Annotated in this window: 25 protein-coding genes; 4 read left to right on the forward strand and 21 right to left on the reverse strand. The window is 71.2% G+C overall.

The features are described from left to right. Window positions 1–7 precede the first annotated feature (7 nt). Together def and Aiant_RS19330 are read right to left on the reverse strand one after the other, a co-directional pair. Window positions 8–505, reverse strand: coding sequence for a peptide deformylase (gene def, locus Aiant_RS19325; protein ID WP_189328180.1), 498 nt, complete (start codon window positions 503–505; stop codon window positions 8–10). Further along, window positions 502–999 carry a glycine cleavage system transcriptional repressor gene (locus Aiant_RS19330; protein WP_189328179.1) on the reverse strand — a complete coding sequence of 166 codons (498 nt, stop codon included), beginning with the start codon at window positions 997–999 and terminating at the stop codon, window positions 502–504. Before Aiant_RS19330 ends, def begins: the two co-directional genes overlap by 4 nt. A 21-nt stretch (window positions 1,000–1,020) precedes the next feature. Between Aiant_RS19330 and Aiant_RS19335 the strand changes: the two genes are divergently transcribed. After that, a complete protein-coding gene (locus tag Aiant_RS19335) occupies window positions 1,021–1,920 on the forward strand; it encodes an A/G-specific adenine glycosylase (protein ID WP_189328178.1) in 900 nt (299 codons plus the stop codon). Here the strand turns inward: Aiant_RS19335 and Aiant_RS19340 are convergent. From Aiant_RS19340 to Aiant_RS19395, 12 genes are all read right to left on the reverse strand, one after another. Further along, a complete protein-coding gene (locus Aiant_RS19340) occupies window positions 1,915–2,466 on the reverse strand; it encodes a DUF4291 domain-containing protein (protein ID WP_189328177.1) in 552 nt (183 codons plus the stop codon). The genes Aiant_RS19335 and Aiant_RS19340 overlap by 6 nt on opposite strands. 17 nt (window positions 2,467–2,483) lie before the next feature. After that, window positions 2,484–3,008, reverse strand: coding sequence for a hypothetical protein (locus Aiant_RS19345; protein ID WP_189328176.1), 525 nt, complete (start codon window positions 3,006–3,008; stop codon window positions 2,484–2,486). Between the two features lie 123 nt (window positions 3,009–3,131). Further along, window positions 3,132–5,654, reverse strand: coding sequence for an ATP-dependent Clp protease ATP-binding subunit (locus Aiant_RS19350; protein ID WP_212847099.1), 2,523 nt, complete (start codon window positions 5,652–5,654; stop codon window positions 3,132–3,134). A 342-nt stretch (window positions 5,655–5,996) separates the two neighbouring features. Continuing rightward, on the reverse strand, window positions 5,997–6,353 hold the full coding sequence (locus Aiant_RS19355) for a histone-like nucleoid-structuring protein Lsr2 (RefSeq protein WP_185038159.1): 357 nt from the start codon (window positions 6,351–6,353) through the stop codon (window positions 5,997–5,999). A gap of 104 nt (window positions 6,354–6,457) precedes the next feature. Next, a complete protein-coding gene (lysS, locus tag Aiant_RS19360; protein WP_189332311.1) occupies window positions 6,458–7,966 on the reverse strand; it encodes a lysine--tRNA ligase in 1,509 nt (502 codons plus the stop codon). A 59-nt stretch (window positions 7,967–8,025) separates the two neighbouring features. Beyond that, window positions 8,026–8,784, reverse strand: coding sequence for a type III pantothenate kinase (locus Aiant_RS19365; RefSeq protein ID WP_189332310.1), 759 nt, complete (start codon window positions 8,782–8,784; stop codon window positions 8,026–8,028). Between the two features lie 62 nt (window positions 8,785–8,846). After that, window positions 8,847–9,704, reverse strand: a complete 858-nt coding sequence (gene nadC, locus Aiant_RS19370; RefSeq protein ID WP_189332309.1) for a carboxylating nicotinate-nucleotide diphosphorylase — start codon at window positions 9,702–9,704, stop codon at window positions 8,847–8,849. Beyond that, window positions 9,701–11,347, reverse strand: a complete 1,647-nt coding sequence (locus Aiant_RS19375; RefSeq protein WP_189332308.1) for an L-aspartate oxidase — start codon at window positions 11,345–11,347, stop codon at window positions 9,701–9,703. Before Aiant_RS19375 ends, nadC begins: the two co-directional genes overlap by 4 nt. A 62-nt stretch (window positions 11,348–11,409) precedes the next feature. Further along, window positions 11,410–12,345: a septum formation family protein gene (locus tag Aiant_RS19380; protein WP_189332307.1), complete on the reverse strand. Its 936-nt coding sequence runs from the start codon at window positions 12,343–12,345 to the stop codon at window positions 11,410–11,412. Window positions 12,346–12,439: 94 nt separating this feature from the next. Then, window positions 12,440–12,868, reverse strand: a complete 429-nt coding sequence (gene panD / locus Aiant_RS19385; protein WP_189332306.1) for an aspartate 1-decarboxylase — start codon at window positions 12,866–12,868, stop codon at window positions 12,440–12,442. Then, window positions 12,868–13,701: a pantoate--beta-alanine ligase gene (gene panC / locus Aiant_RS19390; RefSeq protein ID WP_189332305.1), complete on the reverse strand. Its 834-nt coding sequence runs from the start codon at window positions 13,699–13,701 to the stop codon at window positions 12,868–12,870. The genes panD and panC overlap by 1 nt, the downstream gene beginning before the upstream one ends. Next, the gene (locus Aiant_RS19395) at window positions 13,698–14,633 is read right to left on the reverse strand and encodes a Rossmann-like and DUF2520 domain-containing protein (RefSeq protein WP_189332304.1); all 936 of its coding nucleotides are present in this window, start codon (window positions 14,631–14,633) and stop codon (window positions 13,698–13,700) included. The genes panC and Aiant_RS19395 overlap by 4 nt, the downstream gene beginning before the upstream one ends. A 1,034-nt stretch (window positions 14,634–15,667) precedes the next feature. On the opposite strand from Aiant_RS19395, the gene Aiant_RS19400 reads away from it, so the two are divergent. Both Aiant_RS19400 and Aiant_RS19405 read left to right on the forward strand, forming a co-directional pair. Next, entirely contained in the window at window positions 15,668–16,639 is a 972-nt protein-coding gene (locus Aiant_RS19400) for an SAM-dependent methyltransferase (RefSeq protein WP_280528273.1), read from the forward strand. A 470-nt stretch (window positions 16,640–17,109) separates the two neighbouring features. Then, on the forward strand, window positions 17,110–18,234 hold the full coding sequence (locus Aiant_RS19405; RefSeq protein WP_189332362.1) for an NADH-quinone oxidoreductase subunit D: 1,125 nt from the start codon (window positions 17,110–17,112) through the stop codon (window positions 18,232–18,234). 17 nt (window positions 18,235–18,251) lie between these two features. Here the strand turns inward: Aiant_RS19405 and Aiant_RS19410 are convergent, their stop codons facing one another. The 4 genes from Aiant_RS19410 to Aiant_RS19425 all read right to left on the reverse strand — a co-directional run bounded on the left by Aiant_RS19410 (window position 18,252) and on the right by Aiant_RS19425 (window position 22,533). Then, window positions 18,252–19,820, reverse strand: coding sequence for a hypothetical protein (locus tag Aiant_RS19410; RefSeq protein WP_189332303.1), 1,569 nt, complete (start codon window positions 19,818–19,820; stop codon window positions 18,252–18,254). Between the two features lie 131 nt (window positions 19,821–19,951). Then, entirely contained in the window at window positions 19,952–20,956 is a 1,005-nt protein-coding gene (locus Aiant_RS19415) for a glycine betaine ABC transporter substrate-binding protein (RefSeq protein ID WP_189332302.1), read from the reverse strand. Between the two features lie 141 nt (window positions 20,957–21,097). Beyond that, window positions 21,098–21,814 carry an ABC transporter permease gene (locus Aiant_RS19420; protein WP_189332301.1) on the reverse strand — a complete coding sequence of 239 codons (717 nt, stop codon included), beginning with the start codon at window positions 21,812–21,814 and terminating at the stop codon, window positions 21,098–21,100. Further along, complete coding sequence (locus tag Aiant_RS19425) at window positions 21,811–22,533, reverse strand: ABC transporter permease (protein WP_189332300.1); 723 nt, start codon at window positions 22,531–22,533, stop codon at window positions 21,811–21,813. The genes Aiant_RS19420 and Aiant_RS19425 overlap by 4 nt, the downstream gene beginning before the upstream one ends. Between Aiant_RS19425 and Aiant_RS19430 the strand changes: the two genes are divergently transcribed. Continuing rightward, on the forward strand, window positions 22,506–23,504 hold the full coding sequence (locus Aiant_RS19430; RefSeq protein WP_189332299.1) for an ABC transporter ATP-binding protein: 999 nt from the start codon (window positions 22,506–22,508) through the stop codon (window positions 23,502–23,504). The genes Aiant_RS19425 and Aiant_RS19430 overlap by 28 nt on opposite strands. Here Aiant_RS19430 and Aiant_RS19435 read toward each other — a convergent pair. The 3 genes from Aiant_RS19435 to Aiant_RS19445 form a co-directional block, all read right to left on the reverse strand. After that, on the reverse strand, window positions 23,501–23,995 hold the full coding sequence (locus Aiant_RS19435) for a hypothetical protein (protein ID WP_189332298.1): 495 nt from the start codon (window positions 23,993–23,995) through the stop codon (window positions 23,501–23,503). The two genes, Aiant_RS19430 and Aiant_RS19435, sit on opposite strands and share 4 nt — an antisense overlap. A 65-nt stretch (window positions 23,996–24,060) precedes the next feature. Then, window positions 24,061–24,342, reverse strand: coding sequence for a hypothetical protein (locus Aiant_RS19440; RefSeq protein WP_425322677.1), 282 nt, complete (start codon window positions 24,340–24,342; stop codon window positions 24,061–24,063). Between the two features lie 16 nt (window positions 24,343–24,358). Further along, window positions 24,359–25,594, reverse strand: coding sequence for an ABC transporter permease (locus Aiant_RS19445; RefSeq protein WP_189332296.1), 1,236 nt, complete (start codon window positions 25,592–25,594; stop codon window positions 24,359–24,361). Between the last annotated feature and the right edge of the window lie 31 nt (window positions 25,595–25,625).

The raw sequence follows: 25,625 nt of genomic DNA on the forward strand, positions 1-25,625 counted from the left end.
ACGCTCGTTAGAGATAGACCTTGCGCTGGTAGATCGCGTGCGCACCGGCCACCCGATCGAGGAACAGCTTTCCGGCGCAGTGATCGATCTCATGCTGCAACGCGCGGGCCTCGAAGGCGTCGGTGGTCAGCGTGACCGCCTCGCCGGTGCCCGGCCGCAGCCCCGCCACCACGATCCGGCCGGCCCGTTTCACGTCACCGGTCAGGTCGGGCACCGACATGCAGCCCTCCCGCCCGGGCCGCCACCGGCTCGCCTCCAGGACCTTGGCGTTGCAGAGCACGAACGTGCCGTGCGTGGTGGCCGCCTTCGGGTGCCCGGTGACGTCCACGCAGAACACCTGCGCGGAGACGCCGATCTGCGGGGCGGCCAGCCCGACGCACCCGGGCGAGGCCCGCATGATGGCCACCAGTTCGTCGGCGAGCTCGACGATCTCCGGGTCGGCCGGGTCCACCTCCGCGGCGACCGTGCTCAGGACACTGGCCGGCGCGGTCACCACCGCCCTCACAGAAGCTCCGACTCGGCGCGGCGCAACGTCACCTCGACGCCGAGCTCGGCGCCGGCCACCGCGAGCTGCTCGGTCAGCTCGTCGGCCCGGCCGGGTGGCAGGTCCACCTCGGCGACCAGGACGTAGAGCGGCCCGGTGAGGCGGGTGGTCAGGTCGGTGATGTTGCCGCCGGCCGCGGCGACCACGCGGGTGACCGCGGCGACGATGCCCAGCCGGTCCGCGCCGTGCACGCTGACCAGATAGGGCTCGCCGGTCGTGGCGGCGGCCTCCGGCTCCACCTCGCGCACCGAGGTGAGCAGCCCGATCCCGGCCAGCGCCGCCTCGGCTTCCGCGGCGGGCGTCCCGGTGCAGATCAGGGTCATCGCGAAGTGTCCGCGCAACCGGGTCATCGTCGAGTCGGTCAGGTTGGCGCCGGCCGCGGCGAGCGCCTCGGCCACGTCGGCGACGATGCCGGTCCGGTCCGGCCCGATGACGGTGATGGCGAGCTCATGCACCCACTTACAGTAGGTCCTGCTATGACTCTCGCCGACGAAGCCATCAACTGGTACGACGCCAACGCCCGCGATCTCGCGTGGCGCCAACCGGAAACCACTCCCTGGGGTGTCCTGGTCAGCGAGGTGATGCTCCAGCAGACCCCGGTGGTCCGGGTGGAGCCCGCCTGGCGATCCTGGATGACCCGCTGGCCCACCCCGGCCGACCTGGCCGCCGAGCCGCAGTCCGAGGCGATCCGGATGTGGGGCCGGCTCGGGTACCCCCGGCGGGCGATGCGGTTGCACGCCTGCGCCCAGGCGATCGTGGAGCGGCACGGCGGGATCGTGCCGGACGATCTCGACCAACTGCTCGCGCTGCCCGGGGTGGGGACGTACACCGGACGCGCGGTCGCGACGTTCGCTTACGGTCAGCGTCACCCGGTGGTGGACACCAACGTACGCCGGGTCGTCTCCCGCGTCGTCGAAGGCAAGCCGGACGCGGGCCCGGCGACCACCACGGCCGACCTGGTCGCCATGGCGGAGCTGCTGCCCGAGGAGCCGGCCCGCGCGGCCCGGGCGAGCATCGCGTTCATGGAGCTGGGCGCGATCGTCTGCACCGCCCGCGCGCCGAAGTGCGTGGACTGCCCGTTCCACGACGTCTGCGCGTGGCGGCTGACCGGCCTGCCGCTGCCGGAGGGGCCGAGCCGCAAGCCGCAGCGTTACGCCGGCACCGATCGGCAGGTCCGCGGCCTGCTGCTGGAGGTGCTGCGGCACGCCACCGGGCCGGTCCCCCGGCAGCGCCTGGACGTGGTCTGGACCGACGAGGTGCAACGCGCCCGGGCGCTCGCCGGGCTGGTCGAGGACGGTCTGGTGCAGGCGCTGGGCGCGGATGACTTCGTGCTGGCCGGCGACGCGCCGCGTGGCGAGGTCCATCGATTGTCATAGCGGGTAAACGCGTTCGGGCGGCAGCAGTCGTGCCGCCCGGTCGTCGTCACCCGCGTCCAGGTGCCCCCGGATCTCCCGGACCAGGCCGGTCACGTCGGTGATCCCGGTGATCCACTCGTCGACGTAGCGATCCACCGCCACCCCGCCGATGCCCAGCTGCAACGACCGGTACGGCAACTCCCGCAACCGCAGGTCCCGTTCCGGATCCCACTGCACCCGGGTCGGCGCCTGCTTGAGCGCCCGCTGCCAGTCGGCGCGGCTCGGATACTCACCCGGCTTGTAGCCGCTCCGCACGGCGTTGGCCAGCGCCCAGTCGAAGCCCGCCCGGGTGATCGAGACCGCGAGGACGTGCTCCTGACCCTGTTTGGTGGCCCAGCCGCAGCGGTACATCATCCACAGGAAACTGGGCTTGATCCAGGTCATCCGGTCACGTTTGAACGGCGGCACGAACCGGCCGGCCCGCACCGCCGGCACCGCGATGGCCGGCGAGTACGCCTGATAGACGGTGATGGTGTGGTCGTCGTAGACCGCCCGGATCTCGCGCATCCGCCCATCATCGACGGTCAGATCTGGTGCAGCCAGGCAATAAAGAAGGCCACCTCGGCGGCCACGCAGAGGATCGCGACCGGCAGCACCCACGCGCCACCCGGCTCGCCGGCCAGCCGGGCCGTCCAGCGACGGTGCAGGGCCGCGATCCCGATCAGGGCGGCGATCCCGGCCGCCGCGATCGGGATGCTGATCAGGAAGTGGACCAGCCAGGCGCCGCCGCGGCTGGGACCACCCCAGGACGTGTCGTAGGGACCGGGATCGACCCATCCGTAGAAGAGACCCCGGGCCACCACGATCACCTCGACGGCCAGCGGGATCAGCGTCAGCAGGCCGAGCAGCAGGCCCATCACCGCGTTGGCGGCCACCGGCAGGAACCGGCCGCGCAGCTCGGGCGGCGGGCCGAGGCGGCTCTGCCAGCCGGTGGCGAGACGGTCCGCGGTCGCCGGTCGGCCGGCGACGAGCAGCCCCAGGCTCGCGGCGCTGACCGGCGTGAGGCCGGCGCTGTAGAGGACGGCTTGTCCGATGCGATGCGCGTTCATGCATCGGAAGCTATGGATCGGGCCGGATCGGCCGCATCACCCCACGGTCCTCATCCGCGAGTCGTACCCGGGTATGACACGGCCCGGCCCTCGATGAGGGCCGGGCCGGTGGTGCTCAGCGCGTCACTCCTCGCCGGTGGCCGCTCCGAGGTCGGCCGGCACCGCGTCGGGCACGGCGCTCGCCTTCTCGGCTCCGCGGAAGACCAGCTTGGACTTCTCGACGTTGGCCGGGTCGCCCTCGCAGTCGACGACGACGATCTGGCCGGGGCGCAGCTCGTTGAACAGGATCTGCTCGGACAGGGTGTCCTCCAGCTCGCGCTGGATCGTGCGGCGCAACGGCCGGGCGCCCAGGACCGGGTCGAAGCCCTTCTTCGCCAGGTACTTCTTGGCGTTGTCGGTCAGCTCGAGGCCCATGTCCTTGTTCTTCAGCTGGCCCTCGATGCGCGAGGTGAAGATGTCGACGATCTGCAGGATCTCCTGCTCACGCAGCTGGTGGAAGACGATCGTGTCGTCGATACGGTTCAGGAACTCCGGCCGGAAGTGCTGCTTGAGCTCGTCGTTGACCTTGACCTTCATCCGGTCGTAGTTGCTCTCGGTGTCCTCCGAGGCCTGGAAGCCCAGCGACACCGCCTTGGCCACATCCCGGGTGCCGAGGTTGGTGGTCAGGATGATCACCGTGTTCTTGAAGTCCACGATCCGGCCCTGACCATCGGTCAGCCGGCCGTCCTCCAGGATTTGCAACAGCGTGTTGAACACATCCGGGTGGGCCTTCTCGATCTCGTCGAACAGCACCACGCTGAACGGCTTGCGCCGCACCTTTTCGGTCAGCTGCCCGCCCTCGTCGTAACCGACGTACCCGGGAGGGGCACCGACCAGCCGCGACACCGTGTACCGGTCGTGGAACTCGGACATGTCCAGCTGGATCAGCGCGTCCTCGGAGCCGAACAGGAACTCCGCCAGGGCCTTGGACAGCTCGGTCTTACCGACACCGGACGGGCCGGCGAAGATGAACGAGCCGGACGGCCGCTTCGGGTCCTTCAACCCGGCCCGGGTCCGCCGGATCGCCTTGGAGACCGCCTTGACCGCGTCCTCCTGGCCGATGACGCGCTTGTGCAGCTCGTCCTCCATGCGCAGCAGCCGCGAGGTCTCCTCCTCGGTCAGCTTGTAGACCGGAATACCGGTCCAGTTGCCCAGCACCTCGGCGATCTGCTCGTCGTCGACCTCGGACACCACGTCCAGGTCGCCGGCCTTCCACTCCTTCTCCCGCTGCGCCTTCTGGCCCAGCAGCTGCTTCTCCTTGTCGCGCAGCTGCGCGGCCCGCTCGAAGTCCTGCGCGTCGATCGCGGACTCCTTGTCCCGGCGGACCTGGGCGATGCGCTCGTCGAAGTCGCGCAGGTCCGGCGGCGCGGTCATCCGGCGGATCCGCATCCGCGCGCCGGCCTCGTCGATGAGGTCGATCGCCTTGTCCGGCAGGAACCGGTCGGAGATGTACCGGTCGGCCAGCGTCGCGGCGGCCACCAGGGCGGCGTCGGTGATGCTGATCCGGTGGTGCGCCTCGTAGCGGTCGCGGAGGCCCTTGAGGATCTCGATGGTGTGCGCCAGCGACGGCTCGCCGACCTGGATGGGCTGGAAGCGGCGCTCGAGCGCGGCGTCCTTCTCCAGGTGCTTGCGGTACTCGTCGAGGGTGGTGGCGCCGATGGTCTGGAGCTCGCCGCGGGCCAGCATGGGCTTGAGGATCGAGGCGGCGTCGATCGCGCCCTCGGCGGCGCCCGCGCCGACCAGGGTGTGGATCTCGTCGATGAACAGGATGATGTCGCCGCGGGTGCGGATCTCCTTGAGCACCTTCTTCAGGCGCTCCTCGAAGTCACCGCGGTAACGCGAGCCGGCGACCAGCGCGCCCAGGTCGAGGGTGTAGAGCTGCTTGTCCTTCAGCGTCTCGGGCACCTCGCCCTTGACGATGGACTGGGACAGGCCCTCGACGACGGCGGTCTTGCCGACGCCCGGCTCGCCGATCAGCACCGGGTTGTTCTTGGTGCGGCGGGACAGCACCTGCATGACCCGCTCGATTTCCTTCTCCCGGCCGATGACCGGGTCGAGCTTGCCCTCCCGGGCGGCCTGCGTCAGGTTGCGTCCGAACTGGTCGAGGACCAGCGAAGTGGACGGAGCAGCCTCGCCGGTGGCGGTGCCCGCGGCGGCCGGCTCCTTGCCCTGGTAACCGGAGAGCAGCTGGATCACCTGCTGGCGGACCCGGTTCAGGTCGGCGCCGAGCTTGACCAGGACCTGGGCGGCGACGCCCTCACCCTCGCGGATCAGGCCGAGCAGGATGTGCTCGGTGCCGATGTAGTTGTGGCCCAGCTGGAGCGCCTCACGCAGGGACAGCTCCAGCACCTTTTTCGCCCGCGGCGTGAACGGGATGTGCCCGCTCGGTGCCTGCTGGCCCTGGCCGATGATCTCCTCGACCTGCTGACGGACTCCCTCCAGGGAGATGCCCAGACTCTCCAGAGCCTTGGCGGCGACACCCTCGCCCTCGTGGATCAGGCCGAGAAGGATGTGCTCCGTCCCGATGTAGTTGTGGTTGAGCATCCGGGCCTCTTCTTGGGCCAGGACGACAACCCGTCGCGCTCGGTCGGTGAACCGCTCGAACATGCCCTCGTGCTCCTCACGTGCCGTGCGCCCATGCTGAACCTGTCTCAACAACTGGCGGGGCCAGCGCACGGGCATCGGTGATGCCCGTGCTGTAACTCTATCGCCGCCGGGAGGATCCGCTGGGCCCTCGGAGCCCCTCGAAACCGTCCGCAACGTTGATATAGCCAACTTCGCACGCTCAGCGGCTCTTCCCCCACCCGAACGTGTACGCGCACAGCGAAATCCCCACGGTCCACAGCCTGTGGACAACCGGCCTGTGCCTGTGGATAGCGCCTGTGGATAACGGTGCGGAGAGCGCGAAGAGGGCGTACCGATGATCGGTACGCCCTCTTCGGGAGTAGCTCAGGCCCGGCCGGGGCCCTTCGAGTGGTACTCGTCGACGATCTCCTGCGGGATGCGCCCGCGGTCGGAGATGTCGTAACCGGCCTTCTTGGCCCACTCCCGAATCGCCTTGTTCTGCTCCCGGTCCGCCGCCGCGCCGCCACGACCACGCGCCGCACGGCCGCCGACGACCACACCGCCACGGGCCACCTTGGTGCCGGCGCTCAGGTAGGGAGCGAAGACCTCCCGCAATTCCGCGGCGTTCTTCTCCGAGAGGTCGATCTCGTACTGAATACCGTCGAGAGCGAACTTCACAGTCTCGTCGGCTTCGGTGCCGTCGATGTCATCGACCAGCTTGTGAATGATCTGCTTGGCCACGCGCCGTTATCCTCCCGAACACAGGTTCTCTCCCACGCAATGCGAGAACAATAACGCCAGGGGGACATCGCCCGTCAATGGCGGGGGCCAATAATTGACGTCGGCTACTCCGGGCGGACCAACGGGAAGAGGATCGTTTCCCGAATGCCCAGGCCGGTGAGCGCCATCAACAGCCGGTCGATTCCCATTCCCATGCCACCGGTCGGCGGCATTCCGTACTCCATGGCCCGGAGGAAATCCTCGTCGAGCTGCATCGCCTCGGCATCGCCACCGGCGGCCAGCAACGACTGGGCGTGCAGCCGTTCCCGCTGGACCACCGGGTCGACCAGCTCGGAATAGGCGGTGGCGAGTTCGAAGCCGCCGACGTACAGGTCCCACTTCTCGGTGAGGCCGGGCGTCTCGCGGTGCGCGGCGGTCAGCGGCGCGGTCTCCTCCGGGTAGTCCCGGACGAATGTGGGCGCCTGCAGAGTGTGCTGAACGAGGTGCTCGAACAGCTCCTCGGCGAGCTTTCCGGCGCTCCACTTGGGGTCGATGCCGAGCTGCACCTTCTCCGCGTACCGCTGGAGCTGGGCCAGGTCGGTCTCGATGGTGACCTCCTCGCCGAGCGCCTCGGAGATCGCCCCGAACAGGGTGATCTGCCGCCACTCGCCGCCGAGGTCGAGCTCGGTGCCGTCGTAGTGGGTGACCACGTGCGAACCGGCGACCGCCTGCGCGGCCTCCTGAATCCACTCCCGCACCTGGACCTGCATCACGTTGTAGTCGGCATACGCCTGATACGCCTCGAGCATGGCGAACTCCGGAGAGTGCGTGGAGTCCATACCCTCATTACGGAAGTTCCTGTTGATCTCGAACACTCGGTCGATGCCACCGACCACCGCGCGCTTCAAAAACAGTTCCGGCGCGATCCGCAGATAAAGATCCGTATCCAGTGCGTTGCTGTGCGTCACAAACGGACGGGCCGCCGCGCCGCCGTGCAGCAACTGCAACATCGGCGTTTCCACCTCGAGGTAATTGCGGCGGAACAGCGACTCGCGAAGGCTACGGACCACGGTTGCGCGGGTACGCACCGTGTCCCTGGCCTGCGGCCGGACGATGAGATCGACATAGCGCTGCCGCACCCGGGTTTCCTCGGAAAGCGGCTTGTGCGCGACCGGAAGCGGGCGCAGCGCCTTGGCGCTCATCGACCAGGAATCGGCGAGAACGGAGAGCTCACCGCGCCGGCTGGTGATCACCTCACCGGTGATCGCGACCAGGTCGCCCAGGTCGACCAGCCGCTTCCAGTCCTCCAGGGCCTCGGCGCCGACCTTGTCCAGCGAGAGCATCGCCTGGAGCTCGGTGCCGTCCCCCTCCCGCAGGGTGACGAAGCAGAGCTTGCCACCGTTCCGAATGAAGATCACCCGGCCGGTGACGCTGACCTGGTCGCCGGTGGCGGTGTCGGTCGGCAGCTCCGCGTACTGGGAGCGGATCTGGGCCAGGGTGGTCGTCCGGGCGACGGTGACCGGGTAGGGCGCGACGCCCTTCGCCAGCAACTGGTCCCGCTTCGCCCGGCGGACCTTCATCTGCTCGGGTAGGTCGTCGGCGGGATCGGTCACTGGCACGTTCTGCTCGGTCACGGCACGGTCTTCCTGTGTAGTGGGGGTTTGCGAGACCTGGAAAGCCTACTCAGCCGTGTTCAGACGTTCCGCTCATATACCATCCGGAGCCCGATCAGCGTGATCATCGGCTCGTGCGCGGTCAGCGTGCGGCACTCGTCCTTCACCAGCCAGGCCAGGCCACCGGTGGCGATCACCGCGCGGACCGGGCCGATCTCCTCGATCATCCGCTCGACGATCCGGTCCACCTGGCCGCCGAACCCGTAGTAGAGCCCGGCCTGCAAGCACTCCACGGTGTTCTTGCCGATCACCGAGCGCGGCTTGGTCGGCTCCACCTTGCGCAGCTGGGCGGCGCGGGCGGCGAGCGCGTCGAAGGAGATCTCGATGCCGGGGGCGAAGGCGCCGCCGAGGAACTCGCCTTTCGCGCTGATCAGGTCGAAGTTGGTGGTGGTGCCGAAGTCGACCACGATCGACGGTCCGCCGTAGAGGGCGTGCGCCGCGAGCGTGTTCACCACCCGGTCGGCGCCCACCTCCTTCGGGTTGTCGATGGCCAGCTGCACCCCGGTCTTCACACCCGGCTCGACGATCACGCTGGGCACGTCGCCGTAGTACCGCTTCAGCATCGTGCGCAGGTTGCGCAGCGCGGCGGGCACCGTGGAGCAGGCGGCCACCCCGGTGATCTCCACCGCGTCCCCGGCCAGCAGGCCGCGGAACATCAGGCCGAGCTCGTCCGCGGTCGAGGCGGCGTCGGTCTTGATCCGCCAGTTGTGCACCAGCTTGTCGCCGTCGAAGGTCGCCAGCACGGTGTTGGTGTTGCCGATGTCAATGCAAAGCAGCACGGATGCCCCTAAGAATCAAAATCAAGACGCTTATTTGTACGCGTCCCAGCTCCCGTGCTCGCTCAGCGGGGGCGCAGGTCGAGGGCGATGTCCAGGATCGGCGACGAGTGGGTGAGCCCGCCGACCGACAGGTAGTCCACCCCGGTCGCCGCGTAGGCCGCCGCGGTGGCCAGCGTCAGGTTCCCGGTGGCCTCCAGCTCGGCCCGCCCGGCGATCGCGGCGACCACCTCGGTGAGCAGCTCCGGCGTCATGTTGTCGCAGAGCAGGAAACCGGCGCCGGCCGCCACCGCCTCCTGCGCCTCGGCCAGCGTGGTCACCTCGACCTGCACGTCCACGTCCGGGAAGGTCTCCCGGACCAGCCGGTACGCGGCGGTGATGCTGCCGGCCGCCAGCTTGTGGTTGTCCTTGATCATGGCGACGTCGTACAGGCCCATCCGCTTGTTGGTGCCGCCGCCGACCCGGACCGCGTACTTCTCCAGCGACCGCAGGCCGGGCGTGGTCTTGCGGGTGTCCAGCACCGTCGCCTTGCTGCCGGCCAGCTCGTCGGCCCACTTGCGGGTGTGGGTGGCCACCCCGGACATCCGGCTGATCAGGTTCAGCGCGGTGCGCTCGGCGGTGAGCAGCGCCCGGGTCGGCCCGGTCACCACGGCCAGCACCTCGCCCCGCTCGACCCGGTCGCCCTCGCCGACGATCTGCCGGAACTCGGCGTGCCCCTGCGAGGTGACCGCGAAGACCTCGGCGGCCACCGGCAGGCCGGCCACCACGCCGTCCGCCCGGGCCACCAGCTCGGCGGTGTCCACCTGCTCGGCCGGGATGGTGGACTCGCTGGTCACATCGCGCGGCGGGGTGCCGAGGTCCTCGGCGAGCGCGGTGAGCACGATCCGCTGGACCTCCGCGAAGTCCAACCCGAAGTCGATCACGCCATCTCCTGGAAGTCCTGGGTCATGCTGCCGTCAGAGGAAATCGAGTTGAGCAGGTGGCCGCGCCACTCGTCGGCCGCGGTCGGGTAGTCCTCACGCCAGTGGCAGCCGCGGGTCTCCCGGCGGCTGCACGCCGACGCCACCAGCGCCGCCGCGACGGTGAGCAGGTTGGTCGCCTCCCAGGCCGCGGTGTTCGGGGTGGACCGGGACTCGGCCAGCCGGGACAGCTCCTTGGCCGCGGTGTCCAGCGAGTCGGCCGAGCGCAGCACCCCGGCGCCGCGGGTCATGGTGCGCTGCACCTCGGACCGGATCGCCGCGTCGGCCACCCAGGCCGGCGTCATGTTCGTCCGCACCGGGTCGGCCTGGGCCGGCAGGTCACGGCCGATGTCGTCGGCGATCCGCTTGGCGAACACCAGGCCCTCCAGCAGCGAGTTGCTGGCCAGCCGGTTGGCGCCGTGCACGCCGGTGCAGGCCACCTCGCCGCAGGCGTACAGCCCCGGGATGCTGGTGCGCCCCTGAAGGTCGGTGCGGACCCCGCCGGACGCGTAGTGCGCGGCCGGCGCGACCGGGATCAGCTCGGTCGCCGGGTCCACCCCGGCGCTCCGGGTGGAGGCCATGATGGTCGGGAAGCGGTGCTCCAGGAACTCCTTGCCCAGGTGCCGGGCGTCCAGATAGACGTGGTCCGCGCCGGTGGCCCGCAGCACGCGGTAGATGCCCTTGGCCACCACGTCGCGCGGGGCCAGCTCGGCCAGCTCGTGCTGCCCGACCATGAACCGCTCGCCGTTCTCGTCGACCAGGTACGCCCCCTCGCCGCGCAACGCCTCGGAGATCAGCGGCCGCTGCACCGAGTTCAGCCCGGAGGTGACGAACGACGTCGGATGGAACTGGACGAACTCCACGTCGGTCACCTCGGCGCCGGCCCGCAGCGCGAGCGCCACGCCGTCGCCGGTGGAGACCGACGGGTTCGTGGTGGACGAGAAGATCTGCCCCATCCCGCCGGTGGCCAGCACGACCGCGCGGGCCAGCACGGCGCCCACGCCGTCCTCCGAGCCCTCGCCCAGCACGTGCAGGGTGATCCCGCAGGCGCGGCCGTCGGCGGCGCGCAGCAGGTCCAGCACCAGGGCGTGCTCGACCAGCCGGATCCACGGGTCGCGGCGGACCGCGGCGTGCAGCGCGCGCTGCACCTCGGCGCCGGTGGCGTCGCCGCCGGCGTGCACGATCCGGTCCGCCCGGTGGCCGCCCTCGCGGGTCAGCATCAGCGAGCCGTCCGGGTTGCGGTCGAACTCGGCGCCCCGGCGGATCAGCTCGCGAACCCGCGCCGGACCCTCCTCGACCAGCGCTTTCACCGCCTCCGGGTCGCACAGCCCGACTCCGGCGATCTCGGTGTCGTACGCGTGCGCCTGTGGCGTGTCCAGCGGGTCGAGCACCGCGGCGATCCCGCCCTGCGCCCAGCGCGTGGAGCCGTCGTCGATGTTGACCTTGGTGACCACCGTGACGTGCAGGCCCTGCTCGCGCAGGTGCAGTGCGGCGGTCAACCCGGCGATGCCGGACCCGACCACCACGACGTCGGTGGTCTCGGTCCAGCCCGGCTCGGCGGCGGCGAGCCGGCGCGGTAGGGCCGGCAGATCCGCGAGAGGTGACATGTGTGTCAGTACACTCCGCCCCTGCGCACCCGTCACGCCGGGGGCACCATCAGTGGTCACCGTTACTTGTACTGGACCGGAAGGGCCTTGGTCCCCTTGCCCTTCAGGGTCGAGGTCAGCTCGGCGCCGTCCAGCCAGAGGTAACAGCGCACGCCGCGGTCACCCTGGGCCCAGACGTCCGTGTTGCCCGGCAGCGAGACCACGCCGGTGCGGTACTGCAGGTTCTTGTCGTCGGGCACGCCGGTGTACGCGGACACCACGGTCCGGCAGCCGTCGTGGAACTCCTCCCAGGCCGCGTCGCCCTTGGGGTACGACGCGTCGGCCGGCGCGTCCCAGACCCCGGCGAACTCGGCGTTGTGCTTGTCGGTGCAGTTCGCCGGCGGCATGGTGTCGATCGCGCCGTTGTCGTCCAGCTTGATCGCGTAACAGCCGAGCGCCAGGTCGGAACTCGTGGCCAGCGCCCCGCGCAGGCTGCCCTGCCGCTCGACCAGCGCGCCGTTGTCCTCGATCGAGTCGAGCTCGACGACGTCGCACCGGAACCAGCGGGAGCCGCCGGACCAGGCCGCCGGGGACGGGTGGGTCACCCCGATCCAGAGCCGCGCGGTGCGCCACGGTGCGCCGACGTACGCGGTCGTCTTCTCGTCGCAGGTGTGGTACGCCGCGCGCGCCCCGGACGAGGTCTCGACCGGCGGCTGCTCGGCGTCCGCGGCCGTCCCGGTGTAGGTGCCCACGTAGACCGTCTCGGTGCGGTGCTGCACCGAGCAGTCCACCTCCTCGTAGGTGGCGCGGGGCCCGGTCGCCGCGAAGTTGGCCAGGTGGCAGGTGGCGGCCATCGGTTCGAACCCGGTCGCCGGGGGCATCGCGCCCCAGTCGTTGGTGAGGTTGCCGTCGACGCGTCCGGGGTTACCGCATCCGGCGGCGACGAGCAGCATCAGACCCAGCGTGGCTGCCAGGTCGAAGCCGAGGCCCGGGCCCGGTCGGGCACGCCAGTGTCGCATGAAGGAGCCTCCCGCACGCCGCCGATGTCCGATTTATCGATCATATGGTGATCGGAGCGGTTCGTCGGCGGCGTTCGGGAAAGTCACCCTAAGATCAACGGACGGACAGGGTCAGATCTCCCCGGACCAGGTCGTCGGCCATGCCCGCGACCGCCTCGGCCGGGTCGGCGCCCAGCTCGATCACCCGGTTGTCCGCGTCCACGTGCACCACGCGCGGCTGGTACTCCCGCGCCTCGGCGTTGTCCATCTGCCCGTAGGAGATCAGGATGACCAGGTCACCCGGGTGCACCAGGTGCGCGGCGGCGCCGTTGATGCCGATCACGCCGCTGCCCCGCTCACCCGGGATCACGTAGGTCTCCAGCCGCGCCCCGTTGGTCACGTCGACGATCGCCACCTGCTCACCGGGCAGCAGATCGGCCGCCTCCATCAGGTCGAGGTCGACGGTCACCGAGCCGACGTAATGCAGGTCGGCCTGCGTCACGGTGGCCCGGTGGATCTTCGACTTCAGCATGGTGCGGAGCATCAGGCTTCCTTCCGGAGAACGATCGGGACGTTGTCGATCAGACGGGTGGCGCCGACCTTGGCGGCCACCAGCAGGCGAGCCGGGCCGTCGGCCGGGACCGCGCCCAGGTCCGGGCCGGTCAGTTCGAGGTAGTCGACGCGTACGCCAGGCTCGTCCGCCAGAATCTTTCCGGCGGCCGCCAGGATCGCCGTCGCGTCGCTATGCGTCGCGCCCTCGCGCAACGCGCGAGACAGGGCCAGAGCGGATTTCCGCTCCTCCGGGGAGAGGTACCGGTTGCGGCTGCTGAGCGCCAGACCATCAGTTTCCCGTACGGTCGGCACGCCCACGATCTCGACGCCCAGCTCCAGGTCCACCACCATGCGCCGGATCAGTGCGAGCTGCTGGAAGTCCTTCTCCCCGAAGTAGGCGACGTCCGCCCGGGTCAGGCGGAGCAGCTTCTCCACCACGGTGAGCATCCCGGAGAAGTGGCCGGGCCGGCTCGCCCCCTCCAGGATCTCGCCAAGCGCGCCCGGGTTCATCGTGATCGACGGCGCCCCGCCCGGGTACACGTCGTCCCGGCCCGGCGCGAAGACCACCGCGGCGCCCTCGGCCCGGCAGGCCTCGAGGTCGGCCTCCAGCGTCCGCGGGTACTTCTCGAAGTCCTCGCTCGGCCCGAACTGGAGCGGGTTCACGAAGATCGTCACGACCACGAACGCGGACCGCTCCCGGGCCACCCGGATCAGCTGCCGGTGCCCCTCGTGCAGCGCGCCCATGGTCATCACGACCGCGATCTCCTGCCCGGCGGCCGGCAGCGCGGCGGCCAGCTCGTCGCGGGTGTGCGCCACCTGGGTCACGCGAGGCTCCCTACCGTGCTTTCGGCACTGCTTGCGGTGCTGGTCCCGGCCGGGTGGCCGGTGCTGGTCCCGGCCGGATGGCCGGTGCTGTCGCCGCCGGCGAACAAGACGTCGAGAAGGGCCGCGGCGTCCTGCGGGCGCAGCCGTCCGGCCGCGAGGGCGCGGTCCGCGGTCCGTCGGGCCAGGGCGAGGTACGCCGGGACCGCCCGCTCCGGCATCCGCGCCAGATGCTTGGCCACGGTGCCGGCGTCACCGCGGGACACCGGCCCGGTCAGCGCGGCGTCGCCCATCCGCAGCGCGTTGTCCAGCGCCGCGGTCAGCAGCGGAGCGAGCACCCGCGACGGCTCGGCGACCCCGGCCGCGCGCAGCGTGTCGGCCGCCTCGTTGACCAGGGTGACCAGGTGGTTGGCCCCGTGCGCGAGAGCCGCGTGGTAGACCGGCCGGGCGTCCTCGGCGATCCACTCCGGCGCGCCGCCCAGGTCGGCGACCAGCCGGGTGGCGAACGCCCGGTCCCGGGTGGTCACCCCCCAGGCGATGCCCGGCAGCCGGGCCAGGTCGGAGTCCGCGCCGGTGAAGGTCATCGCGGGGTGCAGGGCCATGCCGTTCACATCGCCCAGAACGTCGAGTCCGTGAGCCCCGGAGGTGTGCGCCACAATCTGGTCCGGTCGCAGCGCACCGGTGCTGTTCAAGCCGGCGACCACGCTTTTCAGGGCGTCGTCCGGCACGGCGAGCAGCAACAGATCGGTGGCGGCCCGGGCGACCTCGTCGGCGGGCAGGATCGCGGCCTCCGGCAGCAGGCGCGCGGCCCGCTCCCGCGACGCCGCGGAGACAGCGGCGGCGGCGACCACCCGGTGCCCGGCCCGCTGCAACGCCGCACCCAGCACAGCGCCCACCCGGCCGGCGCCGACCACGCCGACGGTCAATACGCTCATCAGATCCAGTCCTCATGTCGGGGTACCGGTCGAGCGCCAGTATGCGCCGTCGTAACACGCTCGTAGCAACCGCCTGTGAACAACGGCACCGGCACCGCCTCCCCCGTTCGGCCGACGGGGTTGTCCGCTGAGCGCCCGCCTCGTCATGCGGCCCACATCACCGCATCAGCCGCCGGCCGGCCGGCCCCGCCAGTCCCCGGAGCCGTCAACCCCGCGTTGCTGGTTCCGGCGGCGGACGGCCTACTCGGTCAAACCCGGTGTGCCCGCCCTGGTCCGCGGTCCACTCGCCGACCGAGCTCCGCTTCTCCGGTACGCCCGCAGCTCCCCACCGTCACCAAGTCACCTGCCAGGTGGTGCACCCCCCAGCTGGCCCTCATGGCCCTATCCGGACCCGCGACAGGGCCATGAGCGCCAGCCCGACACCTCCAGCTGGCCCTGACGGCCCTATCCGAAGCCGCGACAGGGCCATGAGCACCAGCCCGACAACTCCAGCTGGCCCTGACGGCCCTACCCGAAGCCACGACAGGGCCATGGGCGCCAGCCCGACGGCTCCGGCTGGTCCTCATGGCCCTATCCGGAGCCGGGATGGGGCCATGGGCGCCAGCCCGACACCGACAGCTCCAGCTGGCCGTGGTGGCCCTATCCAGAGCCGGGATGGGGCCGTGGGGGCCAGCCCGACGGCTCCGGCTGGCCCTGACGGCCCTACCCGAAGCCGCGACAGGGCCATGGGCGCCAGCCCGACACCTCCAGCTGGCGCTGATGGCCCTATCCGGAGCCGCGACGGGGCCATGGGGGCCAGCCCGACGGCTCCGGCTGGTCCTCATGGCCCTATCCGGAGCCGGGACGGGGCCGTGGGCGCCAGCTTGGTCTTGTCTGGCGCTTCGAGTTCGAATCTCGCCCCGGACAACGGCTCTGGGCGCGAGCGGGGGCGGTTGGGGCACCACGATGGGCAGTGCGGCAACCGGCACCGCCCATCGGAGCGGGAGGCGCGGAATGGCGGGCGTCGGGAGAGGCGGGCTTAGGGTGGCGAGGTGGTGGGGATCGGATGGCGGCTGGCGATGCAGTCCGCGCTCTACGGGCCGGATGGGTTCTTCGTGCGGCCGCGGTCCGGGCCTGCTGATCACTTCCGGACCAGCGTGCATGCTTCACCGCTGTTTGCCGGGGCGCTGGCACGGCTCGTGGAGCGGGTGGACGCGGCGCTCGGGCGGCCAGCCCGATTCGATCTGGTGGACGTCGGGGCCGGGCGGGGCGAGCTGCTCAGCGCGCTGTGCGCGATGCTGCCCGGCGGGCTGGCCGGGCGGGTGCGGCCGGTGGCGGTCGAGATGGCGCCGCGCCCCGGCGGGCTGAATCCGGCGATCCGCTGGCGGCGGGACGTTCCGGAGGCGGTGACCGGGCTGCTGGTGGCCACCGAGTGGCTGGACAACGTTCCGCTCGACGTGGTCGAGGCCGACGAGCACGGACGGCTGCGCAAGGTGCTGGTCGATCGGCACACCGGCGCGGAGACGCTGGGCGGCCCGGCGGATCCGGCCGAGGTGTTCTGGTCGGCTCGGTGGTGGCCGGGGCCGGGGCGGGTGGAGATCGGCGCGCCGCGGGACGCGGCCTGGGCGGAAGCGGTCAGCCGGGTGCGGCGGGGTGCGGCGCTGTGCGTCGACTACGGGCATCGGCGGGACGAGCGACCGCCGTTCGGCAGCCTGACCGGCTTCCGGGACGGACGGCAGGTCGCGCCGGTGCCGGACGGGGGCTGCGACGTGACAGCGCACGTCGCCATCGACGCGGTGGCGAGCGCGAGCGGTTATCCGTACGAAATGGTCCGTCAGCGTGCGGCCCTGCAAGCGCTCGGGGTCAGCGGCGCGCGACCACCGCTCGCCCTGGCCGGCAGCGATCCGGCGGCCTATCTGCGGGCCCTCTCGTCGGCCGGCGCGGCCGCCGAGCTGACCTCGTCGAGCGGACTCGGCGACCACTGGTGGCTGTGGCACCCGATCGGCATCGACCTGCCGCTGACCTGATCGGCTGGCACCCGATGGGCGCGGGTCGCCGGAGGGCACTGCGGCCCTGACCAGCAACGCCGCACCATGACCACAGATCGCCAGGACGTGCACCGCGGCCGGAACCAGCAACGCCGCACCATGACCACGGATCGCCGGGACGTGTGCCGCGACCCAGAACCGGCAACGCCGCACCATGACCACGAATCACCAGGACGTGCACCGCGACCCGGAACAAGCAACGCCGCGCCCCGGGAGCACGGATCACCAGGACGTGCGCCGCGACCCAGAACCAGCAACGGCGCGCCGTAAGCACGGATCGCCGGGACGTGCGGCGCGGCCCGGTGTGGTTGCGGCCTGTGCGCGGATCGCCGCGGCGGGCGGCGGTACCCGTACCGAAAAGGATCTCCGGGTGGAAAGGGGTCTGCCTGGGCCGGAGCCGGAGCGTGGGGGCGTGCGACGATGCGGGGGTGACGGACGCGCTGCGCGAGATGACCGTGGGGACCGGGGCCGGGCTCGAGACGGCGGACATGGTGCTGAACATCGGGCCGCAGCACCCGTCGACGCACGGGGTGCTGCGGCTCAAGCTGACCCTGGACGGGGAGCGCGTGGTCGCCTGCGAGCCGGTCGTGGGATACATGCACCGGGGCGCGGAGAAGCTGTTCGAGGTGCGGGACTACCGGCAGATCATCATGCTGGCGAACCGGCACGACTGGCTGTCCGCGTTCTCCAACGAGCTGGGCGTGGTGCTCGCGGTCGAGCGGCTGATGGGCATCGAGGTGCCGGAGCGGGCGGTCTGGCTGCGGATGGCCCTCGCCGAGCTGAACCGGGTGCTGAACCATCTGATGTTCCTCGGTTCCTACCCGCTGGAGATCGGCGCGATCACGCCGATGTTCTACGCGTTCCGGGAGCGGGAGACGCTGCAGGCCGTGATGGAGGAGGTCTCCGGCGGTCGGATCCACTACATGTTCAACCGGGTCGGCGGGCTGAAGGAGGAGGTCCCGGCCGGGTGGACGAAGCGGGCCCGGCAGGCGGTCGGCGCGGTCCGGCGGCGGATGCCCGACCTGGCCGGCGTGATCCACAAGAACGACATCTTCCTGGCGCGCACGGTCGGGGTCGGCGTCCTGTCGGCGGCTGACGCCGCCGCCTTCGGAGCGTCCGGGCCGGTGGCGCGGGCCAGCGGTCTGGATTTCGACGTACGCCGGGACGAGCCCTACCTGTTCTACGACCAGCTCGACGTGCCCGTGGTGACCCGGACGGCCGGGGACTGTCACGCGCGGTTCGAGGTGCTGCTGGAGCAGGTCGCGGTGTCGCTCGACCTGGTCGAGCAGTGCCTGGAGCGGGTGGACCGGACCGGCGGCCCGGTCAACGTGCGGCTGCCCAAGGTGGTGAAGGCGCCGGAGGGGCACACCTACGCGTGGACCGAGAACCCGCTCGGGGTGAACGGGTACTACCTGGTGTCCCGCGGGGAGAAGACGCCGTGGCGGTTGAAGCTGCGGACGGCGTCCTACGCGAACGTGCAGGCGCTGGCGACGCTGATCCCGGGGTGCCTGGTGCCCGACCTGATCGCGATCCTCGGGTCGATGTTCTTCGTCGTCGGCGACATCGACAAGTGACCGCCGCCGGGCGGGGGTCACCAGTTGCCCTGCGCCGGGGCGTCGCCGCGGTAACCGGGCATGTTGGCGAAATCGGCCAGCGAGCCGACGTTGGTGTCGTTGGCCGAGGGGCGGTGGCGGCGGGCCTTGTACTGGCCTGAGTCCGCGTCGGCGTAGTCGCCGGGCGAGTAGCCGCCGCTGTCCGACTCGTAGCCGTTCGGGTCGAGGTAGCCGTTCGGGTCGGGGTAGCCGTTCGGATCCGCGTAGCCGTTCGGGTCTACATAGCCGTTCGGGTCTGCGTAACCGTCGGGGTCGGCGTATCCGTTGGCCGGGTCGCCGTAGTCTGCGGGGCCGTAGCTGTCGTGTGGGGCGCCGTAGCCTGGGCCGAAGTCGGCACCGCTGGCCGGGCTGGGATAGCCGGTGGCCGGGGCTTCTGGTCGGCCGTAGGTGGGGCCCGGGCGGACGGCGGCCGAGGCGCGAGGTGGTGGGGCATCGGCGGGGACCGGGGCGTGGCCGCCGGAGCCGTAGACCGGGCCGCCCTGTCCGGACTGGGGTGCGACGGCCACCCGGGCGGCGCCGGACGGGGGCGCGACCCCGACCCGAGCGGCTCCGGACGCAGGCGCGGCCCCGACCCGGGCCGCGCCGGACGCAGGCGCGACCCCGACCCGGGCGGCGCCGGCGGCGGGGGCTGGGACGGAAGCCGCGCCACGCTGGCGCGGCATGGGCGCGCTGGGCACGGAGGCCGCGCCGACCGGGGCGGAACCGGCGGCCGGGACCGCGGCCGAGGCTCGACCGGAGGGGGCACTCGGGGACATCGGGCGGGCGCTGCCGGCGACCACGGCACGGCCACCGGTGGGGCGGGCGGGCTCCTCGTAGTACTCGCCGTCCTGCTGGTCCGGGTAGCCCTGGTCGGCGTAGCCGTCCGGGCCGGGGCCGTAGGTGGTCGGCTCCTCGAAGCCCGGCTGGTCGTTGAAGTCCGGCTGGCCGTTGAAACCCGGCTGGTCGATGAAATCCGGCTGACCGTTGTAACCGGGCCGGCCGTGGAAGCCGGGCTGGTCGATGAAACCGGGCTGGTCGCTGTAGCCGGGCTGGTCCTCGAAGGGCTGCTGGTCCTCGAAGGGCTGCTGGTTGTCGAAGTCCGGCTGGTCGGCGAAAAAGCCCGAGCCGTTACCCGAGCCGAACTCCGGTGCGTGCTCAGCGCCCCGGACCGGCTGCGGACCGTGACTGCCGACGGGAGCACCGGCCGCGACCTGTGCCCGCCCGCCGGGCTTGCGCGGGGTCAGCGGCGGCCGGTTCGGATCCGGCCCCGGCTGCGTGGCGGCCTGCGCCGAGATCTCCGCCATCAGCTGCTTGCGGAGGCTGTCCATCTCCTCGGCGACGCGGTCCTCGACGTCCATCCGGAGCAGCACCGGATCGGTGCGGATCAGCACCGACGCGCCGATCAGCACGACGCTGACCGCGATCAGCAGCACCGCGAACCGCACCGAGTTCGAGTTCCCGCCGAGCAGCACGACGGCGGCCGCGAGCGGGGCGAGGATGACACCCGCCCAGACGAGGCCGCGGAGCAGGCGTGCGCTGTGTCCCGCTTGGGAGTCCCGTTCCGGCATGGGCGCTGATGTTACCGAGAGTGCGCCGGGGACGAAACGGCCGAACGCCGGGTGGCATACACCGACCCGGCGTTCGACGCATCGTTCAGCCGATCGTGACCGGACGGATGAGGCGCTGTCCGGTCTGTGGATCAGCCGGCGGCCAGCGCGCCGTCCGAGCTGAAGACCAGGCCGACCGAGATGGTGCCCTGCTTCAGCGCGTTCTTGGTGAGCGGGCCGCCCGCGTCCAGGGTGTCGAACCGGCCGGCCTGGAAGTTGTAGACCTCGACCAGGCCCTGCTGGCACTTCGGACGCTGCGGGCACTCGGCCGGGCCGCCCAGCACCGTGGCCGTGCCGGAGCACTTGCTCGCCAGGTCGGAGAGGGTGGTCAGACCGTACTTCTGGGCGAACGGGGCGGACACCGCGAACGCGTTCTGGTCCTGCGCCGAGCTGGCCTTGCCGAAGACCAGGCCGCGCTTCTCACCCAGGGTGGTCAGGCCGGCGACGGTGGCGTCCAGATCGGGCGAGGACGGGTCCTTGGCGTCCTTGCCGTCGACCTTGCCGGCCAGGAAGTAGGCCAGGGTTGCGGCGTACTCCGGGACGACCTGGATGTCGCCCTTCTCCAGGGCGGGCTCGTAGAGCTCACGGTTGCCGATCTGCTGCACCTTCACGGTGTAGCCGGCGGCGGTGAGGACGATGCTGTAGAGCTCGCCGAGGGTCGCGTTCTCCGCGAAGTTCGCCGCGCCGACGGTGATGGCGCCGCCCTTGCCCTTGGCGATGCCGTCGGTCAGGTTGTTCGCCGTGGCGAAGTCCTGGGCGGCGGCCTTGGACGACTTGCGGTCGATGTCGACGGCCTTGTTGAGCTCGATCAGCTTGGTGGTGTCGAGCGCCGCGGACACCTTGTCCAGGGCAGCGATCAGCTCGGGCGTGGACGCCTTCTTGTTGATCGCGGGGATGACGTTGTCGGTGTTCTGCAGTTTCTTGTCGTCGGTGAGGACGACCAGCTTGTCGCCGGCGACCGGGGCGCAGCCCTGGCCACCAGCAGCCGCGGCGGACGGAGGCGCTTCGGTGCCGGAGGAGCCCGCCTCACCGCAGCCGGCAAGGACGACGACGGCCGCGGCGAGGGCTCCGGCCGTACGGAAAAGGTTTCGACGCATTACTGCCGCCTTCTGTGTCCCGGCGCCGCCCGGATGACGACGCCGCGTGTCCGACGGGGCAGCCAAGGTGCACTGCCCACGTGCAGTCCTGGTCATTCCTATCAAGGGGGTATGACAAGATCAGCTTTTGATGCCGGAGCGTTATCCGGTGCTTACCGTCACAGCGGTCCGGCGTCGCTTCCGTACCCGCAGGGCGGGGGGCGTAACCAGACGCTGGACGAGGGCCAGCAGACCCTCGACGAGAAGTGCGAGCAGCGCCACCGCCAGGCCCCCGGCGACAATCTGGCCACCGCCGCCGTTGCTCATCCCGATCCCGAAGCCGGCGCTGATGATCTGGCCCAGCCCACCGCCGTTGACCAGGGCGGCCAGCGCCGCGGTCGCGACCACCTGGACCGACGCGGTGCGCAGGCCGGCGGCCAGATAGGGCACCGACAGCGGCAGCTCCACCTGGCGCAGCAGCTGCCCGCCGGAGAGGCCCATGCCGCGGGCCGCCTCCCGGGTCTCCGGGTCGATCGAGCGCAGGCCGGTGTACGCGTTCGCCAGCAGCGGCGGCACCGCGAAGACGGCCAGGGCCACCACGACCGGCGGCTTGCCGAAGCCGAGCGGGGTCAGCGGCAGGATGGTGAGCAGCGCCAGGGTCGGGATGGCCAGGGTGAGGTTGGCCGCGGTGACCACCGGGCCGCCGCCCTTGCCGCGGTGCCCGAGCCAGATGCCCAGCGGCCAGCCGATCACGCAGCCGAGCAGCACCGCCCAGAAACTGATCACCAGGTGCTCGGTCAGGCGGTCCAGCAGGCCGCCCGGGTTGGTCCAGTTGAGCGGGTCGTTGAGCCAGGTGAACCCCTCGTTGAAATAGCTCACGCCGCACGTCCCCGGGTCCACGGGGTGAGCAGCCGGCCCAGCCCGGACAGCAGCAGGTCGAGGATCAGGGCCAGACCCACGCAGAGCACCGTCCCGGTCATGATCTCCGCTTTGTAGAAGTTGTTCCGGAAACCGCCCAGGATGAGATCACCCAGGCCGCCCTGCCCGATCAGCGAGCCGACCGTGACAAGTGCCACAGTGGAGACGGTGGCCAGACGCAGCCCGGTCAGGATGCCGGGGAGCGCCAGCGGCAGCTCGACCCGCCACAGCCGGCCGAACCGGCCGTATCCCATCCCGGTCGCCGCCTCGATGACCTCGGCCGGGACCTGGGTCAGCCCGGCCAGCGAGTTGCGGACCAGGACCAGCAGCGCGTACAGCACCAGGGCGATCAGGACCGAGGTGGTGCTGGTGGTGCCGACCAGCGGGGCCAGCAGGGAGAGCAGCGCCAGCGAAGGGATCGTGTAGAGAATGCCGGAGAGTGCGAGAATCGGCGCGGTCAGCGGTCTGATCCAGTAGGCGACGACGGCGAGCGGCACGGCGACCAGCAGCGCGATGAGCACGGTCTGCGCGGTCAGCCCGGCGTGGAAACGCAGGGCGGTGCCGATCGCGTCGGCGTTCTCGGTGACGTACCGCCAGGAGAACCACGGATTCCCCGGGCCGTCATCGGCGGGTGCGGCCACCGGTGTCAGCGATGCCGGGCCCCAGGACAGGAGAGACATACGTGGACGCTACCGCGGCATCGATCACCCTGGCGGACGTCGGCAAGGTGTACCCGGACGGCACGGTCGCCGTCGAGGACTTCAGCCTGGAGGTGCGGGCCGGCGAGCTGGCGGTGCTGATCGGCGCCTCCGGCTCCGGGAAGTCGACCATCCTGCGCATGATCAACCGGCTGATCGAGCCGACCCGCGGTGAGATCACCATCGACGGCCGCAACGTCCTGAAACAGGATCCGGTGCAGCTGCGCCGGCAGATCGGCTACGTGATCCAGAACGTCGGGCTGTTCCCGCACCAGACGGTCCGGGCCAACGTCGGCACGGTGGCGAAACTGCTCGGCTGGGACCGCAAGCGGATCAACGCGCGCGCCGACGAGTTGCTGGAGCTGGTCGGTCTGGACCCGGCCCGGTACGGCAAGCGCTTCCCGCACGAGCTCTCCGGCGGCCAGCGGCAGCGGGTCGGCGTGGCCCGGGCGCTCGCCGCCGACCCGCTGGTGCTGCTGATGGACGAGCCGTTCTCGGCGGTCGACCCGATCGTGCGGGCCCGGTTGCAGGAGGAGTTCCTGCGCCTGCAGGCCACCGTGCGCAAGACGATCGTGCTGGTCACCCACGACATCGACGAGGCGGTCCGGATGGGCGACCGGATCGCGGTGCTGGCCGAGGGCGGCCGCCTGCTTCAGTACGCGACACCGGCCGAGCTGCTGAGCCGCCCCGCGTCGGCCGAGGTGCGGGACTTCGTCGGCGCCGACCGTGGCATCCGGCGGCTGGCCGTGACCCCGGTCCGCGAGGTGATGGCCGCCGTCGACGGTGCCGCGAAGGATCTGCCGAGCGTGGACGCCGCCGCCACCCTGCACGACGCCCTCGCCGTGATGCTCACCGAGGACGCCACCACGGTCCTGGTGACGGAGAACGGCCGCCCGGTCGGTCAGGTGACCCGGACGGCCGTCTTCGAGACCCCGGCGGAGACGGTGGTCTAATCGGCAGCGCCGCGCCGGCCGCCCAGGGTGGCCAGGCCGACGATCCAGCCGATGAACAGGCCGTAGGTGGCACCGGAGCTGCTCGCCCGCATGGCGCCGAGCAGCGAGGGGTCGGTGAAGAACAGCATGGCGAGCAGGGCGGCGAACGCGCCCGCGAAGATGTACGCGGCCCAGCCGGCCAGGAACTGACTGATCGTGCCGCGGGCTCGCGCCAGTTGCGAGCCGGGCAGCAGGATCAGGAAGACCAGGGTCAGCACGACCACCAGGATCGCGCGGAGATCGCCGACGATCACGCCGCGCAGTGAGTCCCCACTGTCGAATTTCCACGCCGGCCAGTGCAGCAGGCGCAGCCACCAGCCGAGCCCAGTGTCGCCGTCGACACTGCTGTTCACCCAGTCCCCGTACCAGGGACTGCCGAAGATCAGAACCAGCAGGAACGCGGCGAGGGTGCCCGCGCCCGGTGCGGTCTTGAACCTGCTCTCGGTTGCCATGGCCCCTATTTCCCAGCGGGGTCATGGCATCAAACGATGCGTGTCGCCTCAGTGACCGAGTGTCACTACTTTGACAGATAGTCGATGAAGGCGGCTCGCAGCAGCGGCTCCTGCTCGCCGAGATCACGGCCCTCCAGCTCGCGCCAGAGGGCGACCGCCTCGTCCACGGTCGGGCCGATCGAGTTCGGCGCCCCGTCCAGCGCGGCGGCCTGATCGGCGTCCGGCAGGTGTTTCAGCACCGACCAGAAGAAACGGACGTCGCGCTTCTCGCGGGCCTTGGCGAAGGCGCGCTCGCGCAGCTCCTCAGTGGGCAGGGCGTCCAGTTCGGCGAAGCCGGGCAGGGTCATGTCCGAAATCATACGGTCAACGGGTGGCGCCCCAGGGTCCGTCGTCCCAACGGTCGCTGCGGGCCGGCGGGGCGGCCGGGGTGTTCCAGGTCTCCGGCAGGGTGGGCGACCAGTTGCTCAGGCCGCTGGACGGCGCGGTGTTCCAGTCCTCGGACCTGGCGGCGGTGGCCAGCCGCCCGTACGACTCGACGATCCGGGTGGCCACCAGGCCGGCCGCGAACACCGTGCCGGCGATCGCGAAGAGCGCGATGTCCAGATTCCTCCGGCTCTGGTAGTCCAGGAAGATGGTCAGCGCCATGACCGCGAAGAGCGTGCCGAAGATGCCGCCGCGCCGGCCGTACGCGCTGGTCCCGCCGAGCAGCGCCAGGCCCAGGCCGATGCCGGTCCACTCCAGGCCGGTGCCGGGCTGGATCGGGCCGGCCGACTGACCGGCCAGGATGACGCCGGCGCCGGCCGCGAAGACCGAGGAGACGATCAGGGCCAGCAGCACCGGCAGCACCACCGCGGGGCCACGCCGGCCGGCCGGGTCACCGACCGGGCGCATCCGGCCGAAGAACCGCCGCACCGGGCCGATCGCGCCCAGCCCGCCGCCCAGCACCGCCAGGATCGCGAAGCCGCCGAACAGCAGGAACGCCCGGTCGCTGGGCTCCCAGGTGCCCTGCACCGCAACCGCGCCGACCCGGAGCTGGTCGAACGTGATCACCCCGAACGCGGCGGCCAGCGTGGCCGCCCAGCCGGGCACGTGCAGCACCAGGATCAGCAGGCCGACCACCAGGCCACCCGCTGCCGCGATGATCAGGGCCGGGACCAGCGCCTGGACCAGGCCCTTGTCCCCGTTCTCGGCGAACTGGAACTCGGCGGCCAGCACGATCGGGCCGATCGCGAGGTTCGGCACGCCGGCTCGCAGGGACAGCCCGGCGCCGAGCGTGATCAGGCCGATCGCGGCGCCGGTGACCAGCAGGGCGTCCAGCGCGGGGCGCTGCATGGCGGCGCCGTCCTCGCGCCAGAGCAGGAAGCCGAGCACACCGGCGACGACCAGGAGGACGACCTCCCAGCCGAGGTGGACGCCGAGCCGGTCGCGGCCGTCGTCGGTGATCGGAGTGGCGGGCGCGGCGCTGACCGGGGCGCGCAACGACTGGTCGAGGGTGCCACCGGCGGTGTCGTCGAACTGCACCCGGCGCCGGTACGCGGCCGGATCGGACTCGCCGGTGCTCTCGCCCGGCTGCCGGGTGGTCGTATCGTCGTACGCCATGGTCCGCGCCTCCTTACGCCTCCACGAGCGG

Source organism: Actinoplanes ianthinogenes, from assembly GCF_018324205.1.
Lineage (GTDB): Bacteria > Actinomycetota > Actinomycetes > Mycobacteriales > Micromonosporaceae > Actinoplanes > Actinoplanes ianthinogenes.

Coding starts and splice junctions, on each gene's coding strand:
- Aiant_RS19335 (WP_189328178.1), top strand. CDS start 1,021: ATGACTCTCGCCGACGAAGCCATCAACTGGTACGACGCCAACGCCCGC.
- Aiant_RS19340 (WP_189328177.1), bottom strand. CDS start 2,466: ATGCGCGAGATCCGGGCGGTCTACGACGACCACACCATCACCGTCTAT.
- Aiant_RS19345 (WP_189328176.1), bottom strand. CDS start 3,008: ATGAACGCGCATCGCATCGGACAAGCCGTCCTCTACAGCGCCGGCCTC.
- Aiant_RS19350 (WP_212847099.1), bottom strand. CDS start 5,654: ATGTTCGAGCGGTTCACCGACCGAGCGCGACGGGTTGTCGTCCTGGCC.
- Aiant_RS19375 (WP_189332308.1), bottom strand. CDS start 11,347: ATGTCACCTCTCGCGGATCTGCCGGCCCTACCGCGCCGGCTCGCCGCC.
- Aiant_RS19380 (WP_189332307.1), bottom strand. CDS start 12,345: ATGCGACACTGGCGTGCCCGACCGGGCCCGGGCCTCGGCTTCGACCTG.
- panD (WP_189332306.1), bottom strand. CDS start 12,868: ATGCTCCGCACCATGCTGAAGTCGAAGATCCACCGGGCCACCGTGACG.
- Aiant_RS19395 (WP_189332304.1), bottom strand. CDS start 14,633: ATGAGCGTATTGACCGTCGGCGTGGTCGGCGCCGGCCGGGTGGGCGCT.
- Aiant_RS19405 (WP_189332362.1), top strand. CDS start 17,110: ATGACCGTGGGGACCGGGGCCGGGCTCGAGACGGCGGACATGGTGCTG.
- Aiant_RS19410 (WP_189332303.1), bottom strand. CDS start 19,820: ATGCCGGAACGGGACTCCCAAGCGGGACACAGCGCACGCCTGCTCCGC.
- Aiant_RS19415 (WP_189332302.1), bottom strand. CDS start 20,956: ATGCGTCGAAACCTTTTCCGTACGGCCGGAGCCCTCGCCGCGGCCGTC.
- Aiant_RS19430 (WP_189332299.1), top strand. CDS start 22,506: ATGCCGGGCCCCAGGACAGGAGAGACATACGTGGACGCTACCGCGGCA.
- Aiant_RS19425 (WP_189332300.1), bottom strand. CDS start 22,533: ATGTCTCTCCTGTCCTGGGGCCCGGCATCGCTGACACCGGTGGCCGCA.
- Aiant_RS19435 (WP_189332298.1), bottom strand. CDS start 23,995: ATGGCAACCGAGAGCAGGTTCAAGACCGCACCGGGCGCGGGCACCCTC.
- Aiant_RS19440 (WP_425322677.1), bottom strand. CDS start 24,342: ATGACCCTGCCCGGCTTCGCCGAACTGGACGCCCTGCCCACTGAGGAG.
- Aiant_RS19445 (WP_189332296.1), bottom strand. CDS start 25,594: ATGGCGTACGACGATACGACCACCCGGCAGCCGGGCGAGAGCACCGGC.